Annotated in this window: 15 protein-coding genes, 2 rRNA genes and 1 pseudogene (1 of these 18 only partly in view); 5 read left to right on the forward strand and 13 right to left on the reverse strand. The window is 72.1% G+C overall.

Annotated features, from left to right (window positions below; all coding sequences use genetic code 11):
* The first annotated feature begins 34 nt into the window (after positions 1-34).
* The 3 genes from OG753_RS12000 (at position 35) to OG753_RS12010 (ending at position 5,028) form a co-directional block, all read left to right on the forward strand.
* On the forward strand, positions 35-1,864 hold the full coding sequence (locus OG753_RS12000) for a glycoside hydrolase family 15 protein (protein ID WP_327261799.1): 1,830 nt from the start codon (positions 35-37) through the stop codon (positions 1,862-1,864).
* A gap of 126 nt (positions 1,865-1,990) precedes the next feature.
* Positions 1,991-3,373 carry an FAD-binding protein gene (locus OG753_RS12005; protein ID WP_405788388.1) on the forward strand — a complete coding sequence of 461 codons (1,383 nt, stop codon included), beginning with the start codon at positions 1,991-1,993 and terminating at the stop codon, positions 3,371-3,373.
* Between the two features lie 35 nt (positions 3,374-3,408).
* Positions 3,409-5,028: a PucR family transcriptional regulator gene (locus OG753_RS12010; RefSeq protein WP_405788389.1), complete on the forward strand. Its 1,620-nt coding sequence runs from the start codon at positions 3,409-3,411 to the stop codon at positions 5,026-5,028.
* Positions 5,029-5,184: 156 nt separating this feature from the next.
* Here the strand turns inward: OG753_RS12010 and OG753_RS12015 are convergent, their stop codons facing one another.
* The 5 genes from OG753_RS12015 to OG753_RS12035 all read right to left on the reverse strand — a co-directional run bounded on the left by OG753_RS12015 (position 5,185) and on the right by OG753_RS12035 (position 10,413).
* Complete coding sequence (locus tag OG753_RS12015; RefSeq protein ID WP_405788390.1) at positions 5,185-6,309, reverse strand: glycosyltransferase family 4 protein; 1,125 nt, start codon at positions 6,307-6,309, stop codon at positions 5,185-5,187.
* 226 nt (positions 6,310-6,535) lie between these two features.
* A complete protein-coding gene (gene recN / locus OG753_RS12020; protein WP_327266708.1) occupies positions 6,536-8,260 on the reverse strand; it encodes a DNA repair protein RecN in 1,725 nt (574 codons plus the stop codon).
* Between the two features lie 107 nt (positions 8,261-8,367).
* A complete protein-coding gene (locus tag OG753_RS12025) occupies positions 8,368-9,306 on the reverse strand; it encodes an NAD kinase (RefSeq protein ID WP_405788391.1) in 939 nt (312 codons plus the stop codon).
* Complete coding sequence (locus tag OG753_RS12030) at positions 9,303-10,118, reverse strand: TlyA family RNA methyltransferase (protein WP_327261804.1); 816 nt, start codon at positions 10,116-10,118, stop codon at positions 9,303-9,305. The genes OG753_RS12025 and OG753_RS12030 overlap by 4 nt, the downstream gene beginning before the upstream one ends.
* Before the next feature lie 7 nt (positions 10,119-10,125).
* Positions 10,126-10,413 carry a hypothetical protein gene (locus OG753_RS12035; RefSeq protein WP_405788392.1) on the reverse strand — a complete coding sequence of 96 codons (288 nt, stop codon included), beginning with the start codon at positions 10,411-10,413 and terminating at the stop codon, positions 10,126-10,128.
* Between the two features lie 64 nt (positions 10,414-10,477).
* On the opposite strand from OG753_RS12035, the gene OG753_RS12040 reads away from it, so the two are divergent.
* Positions 10,478-10,825 (forward strand): SCP2 sterol-binding domain-containing protein, encoded by a 348-nt coding sequence (locus OG753_RS12040; RefSeq protein ID WP_327266709.1) that lies wholly within the window; start codon positions 10,478-10,480, stop codon positions 10,823-10,825.
* Between the two features lie 96 nt (positions 10,826-10,921).
* Here the strand turns inward: OG753_RS12040 and OG753_RS12045 are convergent, their stop codons facing one another.
* From OG753_RS12045 to OG753_RS12060, 4 genes are read right to left on the reverse strand one after another with little or no spacing between them, the layout of a single operon-like run.
* Positions 10,922-11,773: an ABC transporter ATP-binding protein gene (locus OG753_RS12045; RefSeq protein ID WP_383201462.1), complete on the reverse strand. Its 852-nt coding sequence runs from the start codon at positions 11,771-11,773 to the stop codon at positions 10,922-10,924.
* Complete coding sequence (locus OG753_RS12050) at positions 11,770-12,837, reverse strand: iron chelate uptake ABC transporter family permease subunit (protein WP_327266710.1); 1,068 nt, start codon at positions 12,835-12,837, stop codon at positions 11,770-11,772. Before OG753_RS12050 ends, OG753_RS12045 begins: the two co-directional genes overlap by 4 nt.
* Positions 12,838-12,869: 32 nt before the next feature.
* Entirely contained in the window at positions 12,870-13,937 is a 1,068-nt protein-coding gene (locus OG753_RS12055; protein WP_405788393.1) for a FecCD family ABC transporter permease, read from the reverse strand.
* Positions 13,938-13,986: 49 nt separating this feature from the next.
* Positions 13,987-15,042 (reverse strand): HAD-IIA family hydrolase, encoded by a 1,056-nt coding sequence (locus OG753_RS12060; RefSeq protein ID WP_327261807.1) that lies wholly within the window; start codon positions 15,040-15,042, stop codon positions 13,987-13,989.
* A gap of 87 nt (positions 15,043-15,129) precedes the next feature.
* Between OG753_RS12060 and OG753_RS12065 the strand changes: the two genes are divergently transcribed.
* Positions 15,130-16,401 (forward strand): DUF1015 domain-containing protein, encoded by a 1,272-nt coding sequence (locus OG753_RS12065; protein WP_327261808.1) that lies wholly within the window; start codon positions 15,130-15,132, stop codon positions 16,399-16,401.
* A 67-nt stretch (positions 16,402-16,468) separates the two neighbouring features.
* Here the strand turns inward: OG753_RS12065 and OG753_RS12070 are convergent, their stop codons facing one another.
* From OG753_RS12070 to OG753_RS12085, 4 genes and pseudogenes are all read right to left on the reverse strand, one after another.
* Positions 16,469-17,281, reverse strand: coding sequence for a hypothetical protein (locus OG753_RS12070; RefSeq protein ID WP_405792618.1), 813 nt, complete (start codon positions 17,279-17,281; stop codon positions 16,469-16,471).
* A gap of 435 nt (positions 17,282-17,716) precedes the next feature.
* A pseudogene (locus tag OG753_RS12075) lies at positions 17,717-18,805 on the reverse strand (hypothetical protein); the annotation flags it as partial.
* A 156-nt stretch (positions 18,806-18,961) separates the two neighbouring features.
* A 5S ribosomal RNA gene (gene rrf / locus OG753_RS12080) occupies positions 18,962-19,078 on the reverse strand.
* Positions 19,079-19,184: 106 nt separating this feature from the next.
* Positions 19,185-20,660 (reverse strand): 23S ribosomal RNA (locus OG753_RS12085); it runs 1,646 nt beyond the window's last position.

A 20,660-nucleotide genomic window follows, 5' to 3' on the forward strand; every position in this document is an offset into this window, starting at 1 on the left:
CAACCGCGCAATGCAAGCGCCCTTCGGGGCGGACGTGGCCGTTCGACTGGAGATGCACGTGTCCGGGCGCATCGAGGATTACGCACTGATCGGGGACATGCAGACTGCGGCACTGGTCTGCCGGGACGGGGCGGTGGACTGGCTGTGCCTGCCACGCTTCGACTCGCATGCCGTGTTCGCGAGCATTCTCGGCACCGAGGACCACGGGTTCTGGCGGATCGGCCCGTCGTTCCCCGCGGGTACCGAGGCCCCGAATGCGACCCGCCGCCGCTACCGCGGTGACTCGCTGGTGCTGGAGTCGGAGTGGGACACGCCGCGCGGCAGGGTCCGCGTGATCGACTTCATGCCGCCGCGCGAGGACCACGCGCCGCAGCTGATCCGCATCGTGGAGGGCATCAGCGGGCGGGTGCCGATGCGTTCGGCGCTGCGGATGCGTTTCAGCTACGGGCGGGTCGTGCCCTGGGTGCACAAGGTCGACGGGCGCACCGTGGCCGTCGCCGGCCCCGACTCGGTCTGGCTGGACGCCGACGCGCAGACCTACGGCAAGGACCTGACGACGTACTCCGACTTCACCGTCGGGCCCGGGGACCGGAAGGCCTTCAGCATCACGTGGCAGGCCTCGCACCGCGACGCGCCCGAGACCCCCGACGCCGAGGCGGCCCTGGAGTCGACCACCGAGTTCTGGCGCGAGTGGGTCGAGCAGTGCACGTACCACGGGCCGTACCGGGAGGCCGTGATCCGCTCCCTGATCACCCTCAAGGCCCTCACGTACGGCCCCACGGGCGGGATCGTCGCCGCGCCCACCACCTCCCTCCCGGAGGAGATCGGCGGCGTCCGGAACTGGGACTACCGCTACACCTGGCTGCGGGACGCGGCCATCACCCTCTCCTCGCTGCTGCGCACCGGCTACCGCGAGGAGGCCCGCGCCTGGCGCGAGTGGCTGCTGCGCGCGGTCGCCGGCGACCCGGAGAACCTCCAGATCATGTACGGGATCGCGGGCGAGCGGGAGCTCGGCGAGACCGAGCTGGACTGGCTGCCCGGATACGAGAACTCCCGCCCGGTCCGCGTCGGCAACGGCGCCGCGGGCCAGCTCCAGCTCGACGTGTACGGCGAGGTCACCGAGGCCCTGCACCTGGGCCACATGACCGGCCTCGCCCGCAGCGACTACGCCTCGCTGCTCCAGCTCAAGCTGATCCGGTACCTGGAGACCCACTGGGACCAGCCCGACGAGGGCATCTGGGAGGTGCGCGGCCCGCGCCGCCACTTCGTCCACTCCAAGGTGATGGCCTGGGTGGCCGTGGACCGCACGATCAAGCTGATCGAGAGCGGGGACGCGGACGGCCCGCTGGAGCGCTGGCGCGAGCTGCGCGACGAGATCCACGAGGACGTGTGCGAGAAGGGCTACGACAAGGAGCGCAACACCTTCACCCAGTCGTACGGGTCGAAGGAGCTCGACGCCTCCCTGCTGCTGATCCCGCAGATGGGCTTCCTGCCGCCGGACGACAAGCGGGTCATCGGCACCATCGAGGCGATCCAGCGCGAGCTGTCCACGCCCGACGGTTTCATCCTGCGCTACCCGACGGCGGGCGAGGAGGCCGGCGTGGACGGCCTCGAGGGCGACGAGGGCGCCTTCCTGGCCTGCTCGTTCTGGATGGCCGACGACCTGGCGATGATCGGGCGGGTGGACGAGGCACGGCGGCTGTTCGAACGGCTGCTGTCGCTCCGCAACGACCTGGGTCTCCTCGCGGAGGAGTGGGACCCGCGGCTCCAGCGGCAGGTCGGGAACTTCCCGCAGGCGTTCAGCCACGTTCCGCTGATCGACACGGCCCTGCGGCTGACGGCCAGCGGGGCGTACGGCGGCTGACGGCGGACGGACGGCCCGTGAGCGGGCGGCTCGCCGGGGGCGCGGACTTTCTCGCCGCGCCCCGGTGATCGTCCGCGCCTACGCTGGAAGGGTCCTATGCCCTCCCTCCGGTGGAAGGGGGCAGCCATGGCTCCCCTGTCGAAGGCGGGCGCGGCCCTGACCGCGCTCCGCGAGGATCTGTCCGGCGAGGTCTTCGCCCCGGAGGATCCGGGATACGACGAGGCCCGGACCCTCTTCAACGCGATGATCGACCGCAGGCCCGCCGTCATCGCCCAGTGCGAGAGCACGGAGGACGTGGTGACCGCCGTGCGCTTCGCGCGGGAGCTGGACCTGAACGTCGCCGTGCGCGGCGGCGGGCACAGCGTGGCCGGGATGTCCCTCAACGACGGCGGCCTGGTCGTGGACCTGCGGCGGATGCACAAGGTGACGGTCCATCCGGCCGCCGGGGCCGCCCACATCGAGGGCGGGGCCACGATGAGCCACCTGGACCGGGCCTGCGAGCCGTACCACCTGGCGACCACCGGCGGCCGGGCCTCCACCACCGGCGTCGGCGGCTACGTCCTGGGCGGCGGCAGCGGCTGGCTGGACCGGAAGTTCGGCCTGGCGGTGGACAACCTGCTGGGCGTGGACCTGGTCACCGCCGAGGGCGAGCTCGTCCACGCGACGACCGAGGAGCACCCGGAGCTGTTCTGGGGGCTGCACGGCGGCGGCGGGAACTTCGGCATCGCCACCTCGCTGACCCTGCGGCTGTACGAACTGCCCGCCATGTCGATCGCGTTCCTGCTGTACCTGCCGGAGCGCGGGCCCGAGGTGGTCCGTACGTACCGGGACGTCATCGAGGCCGCACCGCCCGAGGCCTCGGGCGCCGCCCTCTACCTGACCGGCCCGCCCGAGGAGTTCGTCCCGCAGCACCTGGTCGGCCGGCTGCTGGCGGGGGCGCTGCTGACGTACGCGGGCCCCGAGGAGGAGATGCGCGAGCTGGCCGGGCCGCTGCTGGCGATCCCCCACGAGTCGGAGATCGTCACGGCCATCCCGTACGCCGATCTCCAGTGCATGATCGACGACCCGGCGGGGATGCGGAACTACTGGTCGGCCGAGTACCTCACCGGCGCTCCGGACGAGTTCGTGGACGTCTTCTGTGCCCGCGCCGGGTCCATGCCCGTGCCGACCGGCACCCAGCACCTGGTCTTCCCGCAGGGCGGCGCCATCGCCTCCGGCCCGGCCGAGTACCCGGTGCCGTACCGCGACTCGCCCTGGGCGGTGCACCCGTTCGGGATCTGGGAGGACGAGGCCGACGACGAGCGCTGCCGGCAGTGGGTCAAGGACGTCCGGGCCGACGTCCAGCCTTGGAGCACCGGCGCGGTCTACCTGAACTTCACCGGGAACGAGGGCACCGAGCGGGTGGTCTCGGGCCTCGGAGCCGAGAACATGCGCCGGCTGGGCGCGTTGAAGCGCCAGTACGACCCGGACAACATCTTCCGCTTCAACCACAACATCCGGCCCGCCTGACGATGGAGACGGGTCGGCCGGTAGCGTCCCGCGCTATGGAGAACCAGGGCGGTATCACCGTTCAGCGGGCACTGGAGCTGCCGGGGCTGCGCAGCGGGCTGCCGGAGGTGGTGGCCTGCGCCGACCGCCTGGGCCGGACCGTCCGCTGGGTGCACGCGGGCGAGGTGCCGAACATCGCCTCCCTGCTCAAGGGCGGTGAGCTGCTGCTGACCACGGGGCTGGGCCTCGGCACCCGGCCGGCCGAGCAGCGCGCCTTCGTACGCCGCCTCGCCGACCGGGGGATCGCCGCGCTGGTGGTGGAACTGGGGCCGCGCTTCAGCCGGCTGCCGGCGACGATCGTGGAGACGGCGCGCTCCGCGGGGCTGCCCCTGGTCCAGCTGCACCGGGAGGTCCCCTTCGTGGCGGTCACGGAGGAGGTCCACACCGAGATCGTCAACCACCACTACGCCCTGCTCCAGCGCGCCGAGGAGGTGCACCGCCGGTGCACGGAGGCCCTGTTGGGCGGCGGGGGCATCCCGCAGGTCCTGCGGATCCTCGCCGACTTCACCGGCAATCCGGTCTTCCTGGAGACCCCCGACGGACAGCTCCTGTACGCGGCCGGCAGCGCGGCCGGGGACGCGGGCGCGGACCCGCTCCAGGTGTGGGAGGGCCTACGGGGCCAGCGCGAGGCCGAGCCCTCCGCGAACACGGTGGTGGTCGACGTACCGGGCGGGGGCCACGGCACCGGCTCGGTACGGGCCCGGGTCGTCCTGGTCGGCGTCTCGGCCCCGCTGCTCCCGGTGCACCGGATGGCCGCCGAACGCACGGCCGGCGTCCTGGCCGTCGTCCTGATGCAGGCGCGGCAGGAGGACGAGCTGGCGGCGCGCGGGCGCGGCGACTTCCTGACGGACCTCGCCGAGGGCCGCATCTCGGCGGAGGACGCCCCGGCGCAGGCCCGCGTCCTGGGCTTCAAGCCGGCCGGCGGCGCGCTGCTGCCGGTGGTCATGCGGCTCTCCTCGGACCTCGGCCCGTCCGGCAACTGGGCCGTGCTGGCCCGTGCGGTGCTGGAGGAGCTGGCGTCCGTCGGGGTGCCGGTCCTGCTGGGCGTCCGCCCGGTCGAGGGCCGGGTCCCGCTGCTGGTCTCCCTGCGCACGGAGCCGGAGCGCGCGGCCGTGGCGGACCGGGTCTCGGCGGCGCTGCGGGCGGGCGTCGAACGCGCTGGCCTGGACCGCGCGGACGCCCCGCCGGTGGTGGTCGTCGGCGTGGCGGGCGGCTGGGCGGCCGCCTCGGCGGGCCTGCGGCACGCCGCGGAGACCGCGACCGCGGCCCACGGCCTGCCTTCACTCCCCTGGTACGACGCCCGCCGCCTGGACATCGACCTGCTGCTGTGGCGGCTGCGCGAACACCCCGACCTGGCGGCCTTCGTGGACCGCGCGATCGGCCCGCTGCGCACGCACGACACGACGTCGCGGCCCCCTCTCCTGCCCACGCTGGAGACGTACCTGGCCCACGCGGGCCGCAAGGCGGAGACGGCCCGTGAGCTCCATCTGAACCGCCAGACCCTCTACAACCGCCTGGCGCGCATCTCGGAGCTGCTGGGCACGGACCTGGACGACCCGGAGACGGTCCTCTCCCTGAGCCTGGCCCTCCGCGCCCGGCGCCACACCCTTTCCTGACGCCGTTCCCCGGGCTCCGCCCGGACGGAAACCAGGCGGCACACGACAACGCAGCGCGGCCGAATCAAGCCCCGCCGGCGATTGAGGCGCGGGGGTGCGGGGGCAGCGCCCCCGGAGCGGCGGCGCGCCACGGCACGGCGCTGCCCCGCCGGGAGGCTAGCGGCGGGTCCGTTCCATCAGTTCGTCGTAGACCGACAGGACCTGAGCGACCGTGTCGTCCTCCGACGGCCACGTCGCGGCCTGGACGCGCCCCGCGGCCGCCAGCGCCGCCCTGCGGTCCGGATCGGCCAGCAGGCCGGTCACGGCCGAGGCGAGCGCCCGCGCCTCCCCCGGCGGGACCAGCACCGCGCCCTCGCCCACCAGCTCCGGCACACCGCCCACCTCCGTGGCCACCAGCGGTACGCCCACCCGCAGCGCCTCCTGCGCGAGCAGGGCCCGCGCCTCCCACCGGCTCGGCAGCACCGCCAGGTCCGCCGCCGCCAGCAGCTGCGCCGCGTCCTTGCGGCGCCCCAGCAGCCGTACCGGGAGCCCCTCCGCCTCGATCCGCCGCGAGAGTTCGGCCCGTAGCGGCCCCTCCCCCGCGATCACCAGCAGCGGCACCGGGTCCAGGCCGCGCCACTCCCGTGCCGCGTCGAGCAGTACGGAGTACCCCCGGTGCGGCACCAGGCTGCCGACCGCGATCAGCAGCGGCCGCTCCACCGCTCCGAGGTCCGCCCGCACCTTGCCGGGGTCGGCCGCGGCCTCCGGGCCCTCCGGGCCCACCGGGACCGCCACCGGGGCCAGCCGCGCGTCCCTGGCGCCCCTCAGGCGCGCGAGGTCCACCTGATCGGAGGAGGCCCCGAGCACCACCGCCGCGGCCCGCGCGACGTGCCGTTCCAGCATGCGGCTCAGCCGGCCCAGCGCACCGGCCGCCGTGGGGCCCTCGCCGTGCCAGCTCACCACCAGCGGCACCCGGCGCCCGCGCATGGCCAGCGCGGCGCGCATCCCGGCGCGCACGCCGTGCGCGTGCACGAGGTCGGCTCCGGCGCACGCGGCCCGCAGCACGCTGACCGCGTCGGGCGCGAACTGCGCCCCGGCGCCGGTGAAGTCGTACTCCCCCTCCGCCTGGACGGGCGCGCACACCGTGACCCGTACGCCGCGCGCGGCGAGCCCGGTCGCGAGCGATCGTACGTGGGCGTTGCTGCCCGCGCCCGCACCGCCGCCGAGGACCTGCACGGTGCGCAGCGGCGGCCGGCCGTAGGGCTGGGACGGGAAGGGGGTGGAGACCGGGGAGCTGCTCACGGGCCGAAGCTCCAGGGTGAGGGAGTCAGAGACGTCGCCAAGGATGCCAGTCCGCACGCGCGTTCCGGGACCATACGGGTGCGGATCCCGTACGAGATACCGCAGGACGCTCGCCAGCCTCACCCACACGGACTATCGCCGCCTCGTCCCGGAGACGGCCGAGGGCCCGGAACGCCGTGCGTTCCGGGCCCTCCCGGCGCCTCGTGACCCCATGCGCCGGATCGCCTCACGCGTCCGCGCGCGCCGCCGCCAGCAGTTCCTCGGCGTGTGCCCGCGCCGAGACCGAGTCCTCGTGTCCGGCCAGCATGCGCGACAGCTCGCGGATGCGGTCCTCGCCCTCCAGCACGGTGACACCGCTGCGGGTGACCGAGCCGTCGTTGGTCTTCTCGACGAGCAGCTGCCGGTCCGCGAAGGCAGCCACCTGCGGCAGGTGCGTGACGACCACGACCTGCGCCGTCCTGGCCAGCTTCGCCAGCCGCCGGCCCACCTCGACCGCCGCCTTGCCGCCGACGCCCGCGTCGACCTCGTCGAAGAGGTAGGTGGGCACCGGGTCGGAGCCCGCGAAGACGACCTCCACGGCCAGCATCACCCGGGAGAGCTCACCGCCCGAGGCGCCCTTGGCGATCGGCCGCGGCTGTGCGCCGGGGTGCGGGGCCAGCAGCAGTTCGACCTCGTCGGCACCCGAAGGTCCGTAGGCGACCGGGCGGCCGTCCACGACCACGCCGTCGGGGTCCTCGGCCTGCCGGATGTCGATGGTCACCCGGGCGTGCGGCATCGCCAGCGAGGCCAGCTCCTCCGTCACCGCGGAGGCGAACCGTGTCGCGGCCTCGGTCCGGGCGTCCGTCAACGCCTGTGCCAGCAGCGACAGTTCGTCGCGCAGGCCGTCGCGCTCGGCGGTCAGCTCGGTGATCCGCTCGTCGTCGCCGTCCAGTTGCAGCAGCCGCGCCGCGCCCTGTTCGGCCCACTCCAGTACGGCGTCCACGGTGCCGGCGGTGCCGTACTTGCGGGTCAGCTGGGTCAGGGCGGCCCGCCGCTCCTCCACGGCGGCCAGCCGCAGCGGATCGGCGTCCAGGTCGTCGGCGTAGCCCGCCAGCTCCCCGGCCACGTCGGATAGCAGGATGCCCAGCTCGCCGATCCGTTCGGCGAGCGCGCCCAGCGCCGGGTCGTGCGACCGTACGGACTCCAGCGCCCGGTGCGCGCCCGCGACGAGCATGTTCGCGTCGATGGCCTCCGGGTCCTCGGGGTTGCCCGCGAGCGCGGCGTGCGCCAGCTGCGCCGCCGAGGCCAGCGATTCGGCGTGTCCGAGCCGCTCCGCCTCGGCGGCGAGCTCGGTGTCCTCACCGGCCACCGGTTCCACGGCGGCGATCTCGTCCAGCCCGAAGCGCAGCAGGTCCGCCTCCTGGGCCCGTTCCCGGGCCCGGGTGGTGATCTCCTCGAGCTCGACGGCGACCGCGCGGAGCCTGCGGTGGGCCGAGCCGTACTTCTCCAGCGGGACGGCGACGGCGTCCCCGGCGTACCGGTCGAGCGCCTGCCGCTGCCTGGCCGGGCGCAGCAGCCCCTGCTGATCGGTCTGCCCGTGTACGGCGACCAGGTCGTCGGCGAGCTCGCCGAGCAGGCCGACGGGCACGGAGCGGCCGCCGACGTGGGCGCGCGAGCGGCCCTCGGCGGACACGGTCCGGCTGATCAGCAGGGCGCCGTCGTCGAGCTCGGCCCCGGCCTCCTCGGCGCGTACGGCGGCGGGGGCGCCCGGGCGCAAGACGATGCGGCCCTCGACGACCGCGGCCTTGGCCCCGATCCGTACGAGGGCCGGGTCGGCGCGACCGCCGAGCAGCAGCCCGAGGCTGGTGACGACCATCGTCTTGCCCGCACCGGTCTCGCCGGTCACCGCGGTGAAACCGGGCGACAGCTCGACCACCGCGTCGTCGATGACCCCGAGCGACCGTATCCGCATCTCCTCAAGCACGGGACGACGATACCGAGGTTTCATGGGTGCCATGTGACGTCACCCGTCCCGAGTTCTACGAACGCATGTGCTATTAGGGGGGTGCCGCCGGTCCCTCAGTGCGGCGCCCCACGCCAACCCGACACCGGCAGCGCGAACTTCGCGACGAGCCGGTCCGTGAAGGACGCGTGGTGCAGCCGGGCGAGCCGCACGGGCACCGCGCCCCGCCGCACCTCCACCCGCGCCCCGGCGGGCAGCTCCAGCGTCCGCCGGCCGTCGCACCACAGCACGCCGTGCGGAGTGCCGTTCTGCACCTCCACCGCCAGGACCGAGGTCGGCGAGGTCACCAGCGGCTTCGCGAACAGCGCGTGCGCGCTGATCGGCACCATCAGCAGCGCCTCCACCTCGGGCCAGACCACCGGCCCGCCCGCGGAGAATGCGTAGGCCGTGGAGCCCGTCGGAGTCGCGCAGACGATCCCGTCACAGCCGAAGCCGGTCACCGGGCGCCCGTCGATCTCCAGGACCACCTCGAGCATCCGCTCCGGGGACACCTTCTGGACCGCAGCCTCGTTCAGCGCCCAGTCCCGGTGGACCACATCGCCGTTCGTGCGCACGATCACGTCGAGGGTCATCCGCTCCTCAACCTCGTACGAGCGCGTCACCACCCGGTCCACGACCTTGTCCAGGTCGTCGCGCTCGGCCTCGGCGAGGAAGCCCACCCGGCCCAGGTTGACGCCCAGCATCGGCACCCCCGAGGCCCGCGCGAACTCCGCCCCGCGCAGCAGGGTTCCGTCGCCGCCCAGGACGATCAGCAGCTCGCACCCGTCGAGCGCGCCCGGGGTGAACTCGGTGACCAGCTCCACCTCGCGCGGCAGCGGCAGGTCCACCGCCTCGTGCTCCATGACGCGTACGCGCAGCCCGCACCTCAGCAGGCCCTGCACGACCAGCTCGGCGCTGCGGATGGCCGCCGGCCGCCCGGTGTGCGCGAGCAGGAAGACCGTCCGCCCCTCCCCCGAAACCCCTGAACCCGAAACCGAAACCGATGAATCTGTCACTGCGGCCCCTCCGCCACTGCACGGTCAACATCCGCCGGGTCGAGTGCCGGTGCCCCCGCCCGCAGCCACAGAAAGTACTCGACGTTGCCCGACGGCCCCGGCAGCGGACTCGCCGTCACACCGAGAACGCCCAGCCCCAGCTTCGCCGCCTGCGCCGCGACCTCGCGCACCGCCTCCGCACGCAGCTCCGGGCTGCGCACCACGCCGCCGCTCCCCAGCCGGTCCTTGCCGACCTCGAACTGCGGCTTGACCATCAGCACCAGGTCGGCGTCCGGCGCGCAGCAGCGCACCAGCGCCGGCAGCACCAGGCCGATGGAGATGAACGACAGGTCGCCGACGACCAGGTCGACCGGAACCCCGTCGAGCTGCTCCACCGTCAGCTCGCGGACGTTCGTACGGTCCTTGACCGTGACCCGGTCGTCGCTCTGCAGCGACCAGGCCAGCTGTCCGTAACCGACGTCCACGGCCATGACGTGGGCCACCCCCGAGCGCAGCAGCACATCGGTGAACCCGCCGGTCGAGGCGCCCGCGTCCAGCGCCCGGCGGCCCTCGACGAGCAGCCCCTGCGGCCGGAAGGCGGCGAGCGCGCCGGCCAGCTTGTGTCCGCCCCGCGACACGTAGTCCGGATCGCTGTCGTCCTTGAGGACCACGAGGGCCGCGCTGGTCTCGACCTGGGTGGCCGCCTTGGTCGCGGTGTTGCCTCCCACCGTCACCCGGCCCGCGGCGATCAGCTGTGCGGCGTGCTCTCGCGAGCGGGCCATGCTGCGGCGTACCAGTTCGGCGTCCAGGCGGCGGCGTGCCACTCCTGCCACGTTCGGTTCAGCTCCTGTTTTCGTACGGACCGGGGACGGGCGGTGCGTCCAGCGCGCTCAGCGCCTCGCGCAGCCCCCTGTGGACATCCTCGTACACCTCGACGTGCCCGTCCGCCGCGAGGTGGTCCGCGTCCGCCAGCCGCGCCAGGTGCGCGTCCACGCCGGAGTGGCCGGTGGACGTGCGTACGACGCCCAGCGGGGCGGGCCCCGCGGGCTCGGCGGGTTCTGCGGACTCGGCGGTGCCTTCGGGCCCGGCCCCGGCCCCGGCCCCGGGCTCGGCTGGTTCGTCGGTCATGCCCCGACGCTACCTCGAAGCGCCCGGCGACCACGTATGGCTCTGCGGTACGGTCGTGATCACGATGGCTACGATCCAGGAGTGCCGCGCAGCACTCGACAAACTCTCCGACAACCTCGCTCGGGCCGACGAAGGCGTACGCGGCGCGGCCGCCTTCGACCGCTCCCTGAGCTGCCACATCACGGACCTGGACCAGACGTTCACGGGCCGCCTGGAAACGGGCCGGATCCAGGTGGACGCGGTCGCCCCGGGGCCGCCGGCCGCGAAGGCGGAGATCCGCCTCGCGATGACCGGCGACGACCTCGTGGCGCTCGTCGCGGGCGAGCTGAAGTTCGCGAAGGCCTGGGCCTCCGGCCGGGTCCGCCTGGAAGCCGGCTTCCGCGACCTCCTCCGCCTCAAGAGCATGCTCTAAGCCGGGCGCCGGCCTCCAAGGGCCTCTCTCCCCCGGCCGGCACCCTCCCGGCCCGCACCGGCAACCCCGGTGCGGGAGCCGGACGGCCCGCGGGGGCTACTCGGCCCGGGCCACCACGCGGGCCTTGCGTGCCGCCGGAATCACCAGCGGCGTCCCCGTCTCCGGGTCGTCGATGATCTGGCAGCGCAGCCCGAACACCTCCTCCACGAGCTCCGCGGTGACCACCTCCTGGGGCGCCCCCTGCGCGACGACCTTCCCGCCCCGCATCGCGATCAGGTGCGTGGCGTACCGGGCCGCGTGGTTGAGGTCGTGCAGCACCGCGACGAGCGTGCGTCCCTGGTTCTCGTGCAGCTCCGCGCACAGGTCCAGCACGTCGATCTGGTGCTGGATGTCCAGGTACGTCGTCGGCTCGTCGAGCAGCAGCAGCGGGGTCTGCTGCGCCAGCGCCATCGCGATCCACACGCGCTGCCGCTGCCCGCCCGACAGTTCGTCCACGGCCCGGTCGGCGAGCTCGGCGACCCCGGTCGAGGCCATCGACTCGTTCACGACCCGCTCGTCCTGCGCCGACCACTGCCGCAGCAGTCCCTGGTGCGGGTAGCGGCCGCGCGAGACCAGGTCGGCCACCGTGATGCCGTCCGGCGCGATCGAGGACTGCGGGAGCAGGCCCAGCGTCTTGGCGACCTTCTTCGCGGGCATCGAGCCGATGGCCTGCCCGTCCAGCAGCACCCGCCCGGCGGACGGCTTCAGCATCCGCGACAGGGCCCGCAACAGCGTGGACTTGCCGCAGGCGTTGGGGCCGACGATCACCGTGAAGGAGTTGTCCGGGATCTCCACCGACAGGTTCTCGGCGATGACCCGCTGGTCGTAGCCGAGGGTCACGTTCTCCGCGGTCAGCCGCTGCACTTGCGTACTCCTCATGTCGCGATACGTCGCAGTCGTCGCACTCATATACGTCCGGCCTTGCGCTCGGTGACGAGCAGCCAGAGCAGGTAGACGCCGCCGACGAGGCCGGTCACCACGCCCACCGGCAGTTGGTCGGCGCCGAAGGCCTGCTGCGAGGCCCAGTCGGACACCATCAGCAGGACCGAGCCCATCAGGGCGGCGTTCAGCAGGTTCCCGCCGGGCGACCGGGTCAGCCGCCGGGCCAGCTGCGGCGCGGCCAGCGCGACGAAGCTGATGGGCCCGGCCGCGGCGCTCGACGCGGTGGTGAGCAGGATCGCCGCGAGCATCAGCAGCAGACGCGTCCGCTCCACCCGCACCCCGAGGGCGTACGCGGCGTCGTCGCCCATCTCCATCATCCGCAGGGCCCGGCCCTGTCCCAGGACCAGCGGGAAGAGCACCGCGCACACCGCGAGCAGTGGCCACACCTGCGCCCAGTCCCGGCCGGCCAGCGAACCGGTCAGCCAGACCATGGCACGGGTGGCCTCGATCATCTGGGCCTTCGTGATCAGGTACTGGATCACGGCGACGAGGATCGCGGAGACGCCGATGCCGACCAGCACCAGCCGGTAGCCCTGGATGCCCTGCTTGTACGCCAGCAGGTAGACGACGGCTCCGGCCAGCAGGCCGCCGACCAGCGCGCCGACGGCCACCTCGGTGGCGCCGCCCTTGAACAGGATGATGACGACGAGCGCGCCGACCGCCGAGCCGTAGCCGAAGCCGAGCAGGTCCGGGGAGCCCAGCGGGTTGCGGGAGACCGACTGGAAGACGGCTCCGGAGATCCCGAGGGCCGCGCCGACGAGCAGCGCGACCAGGACCCGCGGCAGGCGCAGGTCGTTGACGATGAAGTCGGTGGCGGGGGTGCCGTTGCCCAGCAGGGTCTGCACGACGTCCCACGGCGCGATCCGGAAGTCGCCGGTGCCGATGAGTACGACGGTCATCGCGAAGGCCGCGACGGTCAGCAGGACCCCGACGGCCGCTGCGCGCCGCTCGACGCGCAGCGAGATCCCGCCGGGCAGGCGCAGCGGACGGGATCCGGAGCGGCCCTTGCGGGCGGTGCCGGCAGCCGTCACGTTCTCGGGAGAGGTCGACGTCGAGGTCGCGGTCACAGCTGGGCCATCCTCTTGCGCCGAACCAGGTAGATGAAGACCGGGCCGCCGATGAGCGCGGTCACGACGCCGACCTGCAGTTCGGCGGGCCGGGTGACGACCCGGCCGACGATGTCGGCGCCGAGCAGCAGGACCGGCGACAGGACGGCCGAGTACGCGAGCACCCAGCGCATGTCCGGACCGGTGAACGCCCGGACCAGGTGCGGGACCATCAGCCCGATGAACACGATCGGCCCGCACGCGGCGGTCGCCGCCCCGCACAGCAGGGTGATGGCGATCATGGCGCCGATACGGGTCCGCGTCAGGTGCGCGCCGAGCGCCCGTGCCGTGTCGTCGCCCATGGCCATCGCGTTGAGCGGCCGGCCCAGCGACAGCGCGAGCACCGCGCCGAGCAGCAGGAAGGGGGCCACCTGCCGGACGGTGTCCATGTTGGCCGAGGCCAGCGAACCCACCGTCCAGAAGCGCAGCTTGTCCAGCGCCTTGCTGTCCATCAGCTGCACGGCGTTGATGTAGCCGACCAGGGCGGCGCTGGCCGCCGTACCGGCGAGCGCGAGGCGCACCGGCGTCGCGCTGCGGCTGCCGCCGAGCACGTACACGACGACCGAGACCACGGCGGCGCCGAGGAAGGCCCACCACACGAACTCGCTCAGCGAGCTCGCTCCGAAGAAGCTGATCGCGGAGACCACGGCGGCCGCGGCACCCGCGTTGACCCCGAGGATGCCGGGCTCGGCCAGCGGGTTGCGGGCCAGCGCCTGCATCACCGCACCCGACAGGCCGAGTCCGAGTCCGACCATCAGCCCGAGCAGGGTGCGCGGGATCCGCAGGTCCCGCACCACCACGTCGGCGGGCGTTCCCGCGTAGGCGAACAGGCCGTGCCAGACCTCGTCCAGGGACATCGGCTTGGCGCCCACGGCGATGCTCACGACGGCGATCATGGCCAGCATCACGAGGCCGGCAAGCAGACCGGCGGCGCGCACGGCATGGCGCTTGCGGGTTACGGAGGCTGCGGCGCCCTGTTCGAGCTCCGCGCTCCGTTCGGGTTCAGGGGGACTCTCGACCAACACGCAGGTTAGGCTAACCTACCCTCCGCACGGGCGGATCCCCCGGATGCCCCTAAAGACCCAGCCTGGCCAGCGCCTTCGCCGCGTCCAGCGTGCAGACCCCGTCCCCGGCCACGGTCCAGGCCGCCGCACACAGCGCCCGCAGACCGTCGAGCGGATCCCCGGCCGAGCCCTCGTTCCCCTCCTCCGCGCGCAGTTCCAGCACGCCGCCGTTCGTCGCGACCGCCGTCCAGCCGCCGCAGCGGAACCCCTCCGCGCAGGGCTCCACCTCCGGCTGACCGGTCAACAGCCCCCGCAGGTCGCGGTCCACGTAGGTCGGCCGGTGCCTGGGCTCCGCCCGCAGCAGCTGCTCCGCGTCCGTCACCCCGGTCAGCACCAGCAGCGAGTCCACCTCCCCGTTGAAGGCGCCCTCGATGTCGGTGTCCAGCCGGTCCCCGACCACCAGCGGCCGCTCCGCCCCGGTCCGCAGCACCGTCTCCCGGTGCATCGGGGGCAGCGGCTTGCCCGCCACCTGCGGCTCCGCGCCCGTGGCGATCCGTACGACCTCCACCGCAGCCCCGTTGCCCGGCGCGATCCCCCGCGCCCCCGGAATCGTCAGGTCGGTGTTCGACGCGAACCACGGCACCCCGCGGTTGATGGCGTACGAGGCCTCCGCGAACCGCCCCCACGGCAGGTCGGGCCCCCCGTACCCCTGGACGACCGCCGCGAGGCCCTCCTCCTCGGCCGAGTCCACCGGCACCAGACCCCGCTCGCGCAGCGCGACCCGCAGCCCTTCCCCGCCGATCACCAGCACCTTGGACCCCGGCTCCACCTGCTCCGCGATCAGCCGGGCCACCGCCTGCGCCGAGGTGATCACCTCGCCCGCCTCCGTCGGGATGCCCAGCTCGCCCAAGTGCTCCGCGACCGCGTCCGGCGTCCGCAGCGCGTTGTTCGTGACGTACGCGAGGTGCATCCCGTCGGCCCGGGCCGCCGCCAGGGACTCCACGGCGTGGGCGATGGCCTCGCCGCCCGCGTACACCACCCCGTCCAGGTCCAGCAGAGCGGTGTCGTACGCCTGGTGCAGACTCTGCTCACTCGCCGCGGGACTGGTCCTGCTCTGCCGGGTCATCCTGTCCGCTCCTCATGAGATCGATCTTGTCCGATTCCGTACTGCCCCGATCATCCCGCATGGCGAGACGCGTCTTACCATGCACCAATGACCACATCTGGCACCGCGGACCATGGGCTGCGCCTGATCCCGTTCCATGGCCTGCGCTACGTCCCCGAGCGTGTCGGCAGCCTCGCCGCCGTCACCTCGCCGCCGTACGACGTGGTCGTGCGCCCCGACGGAGTCGACCACCTCGAATCCGCCGACCCGCACAACATCGTCCGCCTGATCCTCCCGCAGGCCGGCACCCCGGCCGCCCGCAACGAACAGGCCGCGCGCACCCTGCACCACTGGCTCGCCGAGGGCATCCTCTCCGCCGACCCCGAGCCCGCGCTCTACGTGTACGAGCAGCGCCGGGCCGGCGTGCTGCAGCGCGGCGTCATCGGCGCCCTCGCGCTGTCCACCGCCGACGCCGGCATCGTCCTCCCCCACGAGGACGTCATGCCCGACGTCGTCACCGACCGGGCCGGCCTGATGCGGGCCACCTCCGCCAACCTGGAACCCCTGCTCCTCACCTACCGGGGCGACGACCCCGCCACGGGAGCGGCCGCGGTCGTCGAGCGGACCGCCCAGCGCGCACCCCTCCTGTCGACCACCACCGAGGACGGCTTCCAGCACCGCCTCTGGGCCATCACGGACCCGGTGGAACTCGCCGCCGTCACGGCGGACCTCAGCCACCGCCAGGCCCTCATCGCCGACGGACACCACCGCTGGGCGACCTATCTGCGCCTGCAGGAGGAGCACGGCTCCCCCACCCCGTGGGACTTCGGCCTGGTCCTCCTCGTGGACACCGCCCGCTACCCGCTCCAGGTCCGCGCCATCCACCGCATGCTGCGCCGCCTGCCGGTCGCGGACGCCCTCGCCGCCCTCGACGGCCGCTTCCGGGTCCGGCCGGTCGACGGGCCGCTCCCCCTGGCCCTGGACACCCTCGCGGACGCCGCCGAACGCGGCAACGCCTTCCTCCTCGCCGGCGACGGCGCCTTCCACCTGGTCACCGACCCCGACCTGGCGCTCCTCGACAGCACGGTCCGCCACGACCGGCCCGAGGCCTGGCGCCGGCTGGACGCCACCGTCCTGCACTCGACGCTGCTCGACGCCCTCTGGCACGTCCCGGACGCCCCCGACCAGATCACGTACATCCACGACGCGGAGTCCACCGTCGCCATGGCCGAGCGGCACGGCGGCACGGCGGTCCTGCTGCATCCGGTACGCGAGGAGGTCGTACGGGACCTGGCCCGCCAGGGCGTCACCATGCCCCGCAAGTCCACGTCCTTCGGACCGAAACCGGCCACCGGCCTGGTCCTGCGCGGCCTGGGCTGACCTCCTCCGGACATGAAGAAGGGCGGTACCCCGACCGGGGTACCGCCCTTCTTCATGTCACCGTGCCTCAGGCCTTGTCGTCCTCGACGTCGGCGTCGGCGTCGGCGTCGGCCCCGGACTGCTCCAGGGGCTCGTACTCCTCGTCGTCCTCGTCGTAGTACTCGGCGACGTCGGAGGCGCGCTCGGCCGCGGCGATCTCCGCCGCGTCCTCGTCGTCGTCCTCGTCCTCGTCGAGGTCGGACAGGTCGACCGCGGCGTCGACGAATTCGACTCCGTCGAGCTCGGCGAGACGGTCGGAGGCGTCGGTGGCGCCGTCCTTGTCCGCCTCGAGCGTCTTGCCGAACCACTCGCGCGCCTCGTCCTCACGGCCGGCCGCCAGCAGGGCGTCGGCGTAGGCGTAGCGCAGGCGCGCGGTCCACGGCTGGACGGAGCTGGAGGCCAGCTCCGGGCTCTGCAGGGTCACGATGGCCGCTTCCAGCTGGCCCTGGTCGCGCCGGGCACCGGCCGCGACGAGACGCATCTCGACCTGGCCGGCCTTGTCCAGCTTCTGCACCTCGGGCTCGCCGGCCATGGCCAGTGCCCGCTCCGGACGGCCGAGGCCGCGCTCGCAGTCGGCCATGACGGGCCACAGCTCGACCGAGCCGGTCATGCGCTTGGCGGCACGGAACTCCGCGAGGGCCTCGCTGTACTTCTGCGTGGCGTACGCGGCGAAGCCGGCGGCCTCGCGCACGGCGGCGACGCGGGAGGCCAGACGCAGGGCGATGCGCGAGTACGCGTAAGCCTGCTCGGGCTCCTCGTCGATCAGCCGCGCGACCATGACGAGGTTCTTGGAAACCTCTTCGGCCAGGCCCTTGGGCAGGCTCAGCAGCTCCTGGCGCACATCGGCGTCGATCTCGAGGCCGGTGACGTCCTCGTCGATCGGAAGCCGCTTGACCGGGTCCCGGTCGCGGTCGGCGCGGAAGTCGCGGTCGCCGCCACGGTCATCGCGACCACGGTAGCCACCACGGTCACCACCGCGGTCGTCACGACGGGGGTACGAGGGACGGTCGCCGCCACGGTCGTCACGGCCGCCACGGAACCCACCACGGTCGTCATCACGGCGCGGGTACGAGGGACGGTCGCCACCGCGGTCGTCACGGCGCGGGTAGGACGGACGGTCGCCGCCACGGTCGTCACGGCCGCCACGGAACCCACCACGGTCGTCATCACGACGGGGGTACGAGGGACGGTCCCCACCGCGGTCATCGCGGCGCGGGTAGGACGGACGGTCCCCACCACGGTCGTCACGGCCGCCACGGAACCCACCACGGTCGTCATCACGACGGGGGTACGAGGGACGGTCCCCACCGCGGTCGTCACGGCGCGGGTAGGACGGACGGTCCCCACCACCGCCGCCGGAGGGACGACCACCACGGTCATCGTCACGACGGGGGTACGAGGGACGGTCGCCACCGCGGTCATCGCGGCGCGGGTAGGACGGACGGTCCCCACCACGGTCGTCACGGCCGCCACGGAACCCACCACGGTCGTCATCACGGCGCGGGTACGAGGGACGGTCCCCACCGCGGTCATCGCGGCGCGGGTAGGACGGACGGTCCCCACCGCGGTCGTCACGGCGGAAACCACCGCCGCCACCGCCGCCGGAGGGACGACCGCCACGGTCATCGTCACGGCGCGGGTACGAGGGACGGTCGCCACCACGGTCGTCACGGCGCGGGTAGGACGGACGGTCCCCACCACGGTCGTCACGGCGGAAACCACCGCCGCCACCGCCGCCGGAGGGACGACCGCCACGGTCATCGTCACGGCGCGGGTACGACGGACGGTCGCCACCACGGTCATCGCGACGCGGGTAGGACGGACGGTCCCCACCACGGTCATCGCGACGCGGGAAGGACGGACGGTCGCCACCACGGTCATCTCGACGCGGGAAGGACGGACGGTCCCCACCACGGTCATCGCGACGGAAGCCGCCACCGCCACCGCCGCCGGAGGGACGACCACCACGGTCATCGTCACGGCGCGGGTACGAGGGACGGTCGCCACCACGGTCGTCACGGCGCGGGAAGGACGGACGGTCCCCACCACGGTCATCGCGACGGAAGCCGCCACCGCCGCCGCCGCCGGAGGGACGACCACCACGGTCATCGTCACGACGGGGGTACGACGGACGGTCGCCACCACGGTCGTCACGACGGAAACCACCGCCGCCGCCACCGCCGGAGGGACGCCCGCCACGGTCATCGCGACGGAAGCCGCCACCGCCGGCGGAGGGACGACCACTGGCACCACGGTCGTCACGACGGAACGGGGGACGGTCGCCACCACGGTCGTCACGGCCCCCGCGGTAGCCGCCCCTGTCACCGCCGTCGTTGCGCCGAGGCTCGCGCTCCGGACGATCGTCGGGAGAGTTGGACATGGGTGTGACTCCTGTCTTCGGGGTACCGCTAGTCATTCTCGCGCAACCAACCCATGGCCGCGCTTCGGCGTAAAGAGGTGAAAATAAAAAAGGACCCTTGGTCCAGCGTTGAACGCTGGACCAAGGGTCCTTTGAAAGATTGTTCGGCGGCGTCCTACTCTCCCACAGGGTCCCCCCTGCAGTACCATCGGCGCTGAAAGGCTTAGCTTCCGGGTTCGGAATGTAACCGGGCGTTTCCCTAACGCTATGACCACCGAAACCCTATCGGTTTCGAGCGAACAAGCACACTTTGTAGTTATGTTCTAGCTCTAGAAACCAGCAACTGTTCGTTGCTTCAGAACTAACACAGTGGACGCGAGCAACTGAGGACAAGCCCTCGGCCTATTAGTACCAGTCAGCTTCACCCGTTACCGGGCTTCCACATCTGGCCTATCAACCCAGTCGTCTACTGGGAGCCTTACCCTCTCAAGGAGGTGGGAATACTCATCTTGAAGCAGGCTTCCCGCTTAGATGCTTTCAGCGGTTATCCCTCCCGAACGTAGCCAACCAGCCATGCCCTTGGCAGGACAACTGGCACACCAGAGGTTCGTCCGTCCCGGTCCTCTCGTACTAGGGACAGCCCTTCTCAATATTCCTACGCGCACAGCGGATAGGGACCGAACTGTCTCACGACGTTCTAAACCCAGCTCGCGTACCGCTTTAATGGGCGAACAGCCCAACCCTTGGGACCGACTCCAGCCCCAGGATGCGACGAGCCGACATCGAGGTGCCAAACCATCCCGTCGATATGGACTCTTGGGGAAGATCAGCCTGTTATCCCCGGGGTACCTTTTATCCGTTGAGCGACGGCGCTTCCACAAGCCACCGCCGGATCACTAGTCCCGACTTTCGTCCCTGCTCGACCCGTCGGTCTCACAGTCAAGCTCCCTTGTGCACTTACACTCAACACCTGATTGCCAACCAGGCTGAGGGAACCTTTGGGCGCCTCCGTTACCCTTTGGGAGGCAACCGCCCCAGTTAAACTACCCATCAGACACTGTCCCTGATCCGGATCACGGACCGAGGTTAGACATCCAGCACGACCAGAGTGGTATTTCAACGGCGACTCCACAACCACTGGCGTGGCTGCTTCAAAGTCTCCCACCTATCCTACACAAGCCGAACCGAACACCAATATCAAACTGTAGTAAAGGTCCCGGGGTCTTTCCGTCCTGCTGCGCGAAACGAGCATCTTTACTCGTAGTGCAATTTCACCGGGCCTATGGTTGAGACAGTCGAGAAGTCGTTACGCCATTCGTGCAGGTCGGAACTTACCCGACAAGGAATTTCGCTACCTTAGGATGGTTATAGTTACCACCGCCGTTTACTGGCGCTTAAGTTCTCAGCTTCGCAACCCCGAAAGGTCACTAACCGGTCCCCTTAACGTTCCAGCACCGGGCAGGCGTCAGTCCGTATACATCGCCTTACGGCTTCGCACGGACCTGTGTTTTTAGTAAACAGTCGCTTCTCGCTGGTCTCTGCGGCCACCCCCAGCTCACGGAGCAAGTCCGATCACCAGTGATGGCCCCCTTCTCCCGAAGTTACGGGGGCATTTTGCCGAGTTCCTTAACCATAGTTCACCCGAACGCCTCGGTATTCTCTACCTGACCACCTGAGTCGGTTTAGGGTACGGGCCGCCATGAAACTCGCTAGAGGCTTTTCTCGACAGCATAGGATCATCCACTTCACCACAATCGGCTCGGCATCAGGTCTCAGCCTTAATGAGGGACGGATTTGCCTACCCCTCGGCCTACACCCTTACCCCGGGACTACCACCGCCCGGGCTGGACTACCTTCCTGC

The organism is Streptomyces sp. NBC_00029, assembly GCF_045160505.1.
GTDB lineage: Bacteria > Actinomycetota > Actinomycetes > Streptomycetales > Streptomycetaceae > Streptomyces.

What these genes read in the sequence shown, in the direction of transcription:
- OG753_RS12005 (WP_405788388.1), top strand. Translation starts at nt 1,991, where the DNA reads ATGGCTCCCCTGTCGAAGGCGGGCGCGGCCCTGACCGCGCTCCGCGAG.
- OG753_RS12010 (WP_405788389.1), top strand. Translation starts at nt 3,409, where the DNA reads ATGGAGAACCAGGGCGGTATCACCGTTCAGCGGGCACTGGAGCTGCCG.
- recN (WP_327266708.1), bottom strand. Translation starts at nt 8,260, where the DNA reads ATGCGGATACGGTCGCTCGGGGTCATCGACGACGCGGTGGTCGAGCTG.
- OG753_RS12035 (WP_405788392.1), bottom strand. Translation starts at nt 10,413, where the DNA reads ATGACCGACGAACCAGCCGAGCCCGGGGCCGGGGCCGGGGCCGGGCCC.
- OG753_RS12040 (WP_327266709.1), top strand. Translation starts at nt 10,478, where the DNA reads ATGGCTACGATCCAGGAGTGCCGCGCAGCACTCGACAAACTCTCCGAC.
- OG753_RS12045 (WP_383201462.1), bottom strand. Translation starts at nt 11,773, where the DNA reads ATGAGTGCGACGACTGCGACGTATCGCGACATGAGGAGTACGCAAGTG.
- OG753_RS12060 (WP_327261807.1), bottom strand. Translation starts at nt 15,042, where the DNA reads ATGACCCGGCAGAGCAGGACCAGTCCCGCGGCGAGTGAGCAGAGTCTG.
- OG753_RS12065 (WP_327261808.1), top strand. Translation starts at nt 15,130, where the DNA reads ATGACCACATCTGGCACCGCGGACCATGGGCTGCGCCTGATCCCGTTC.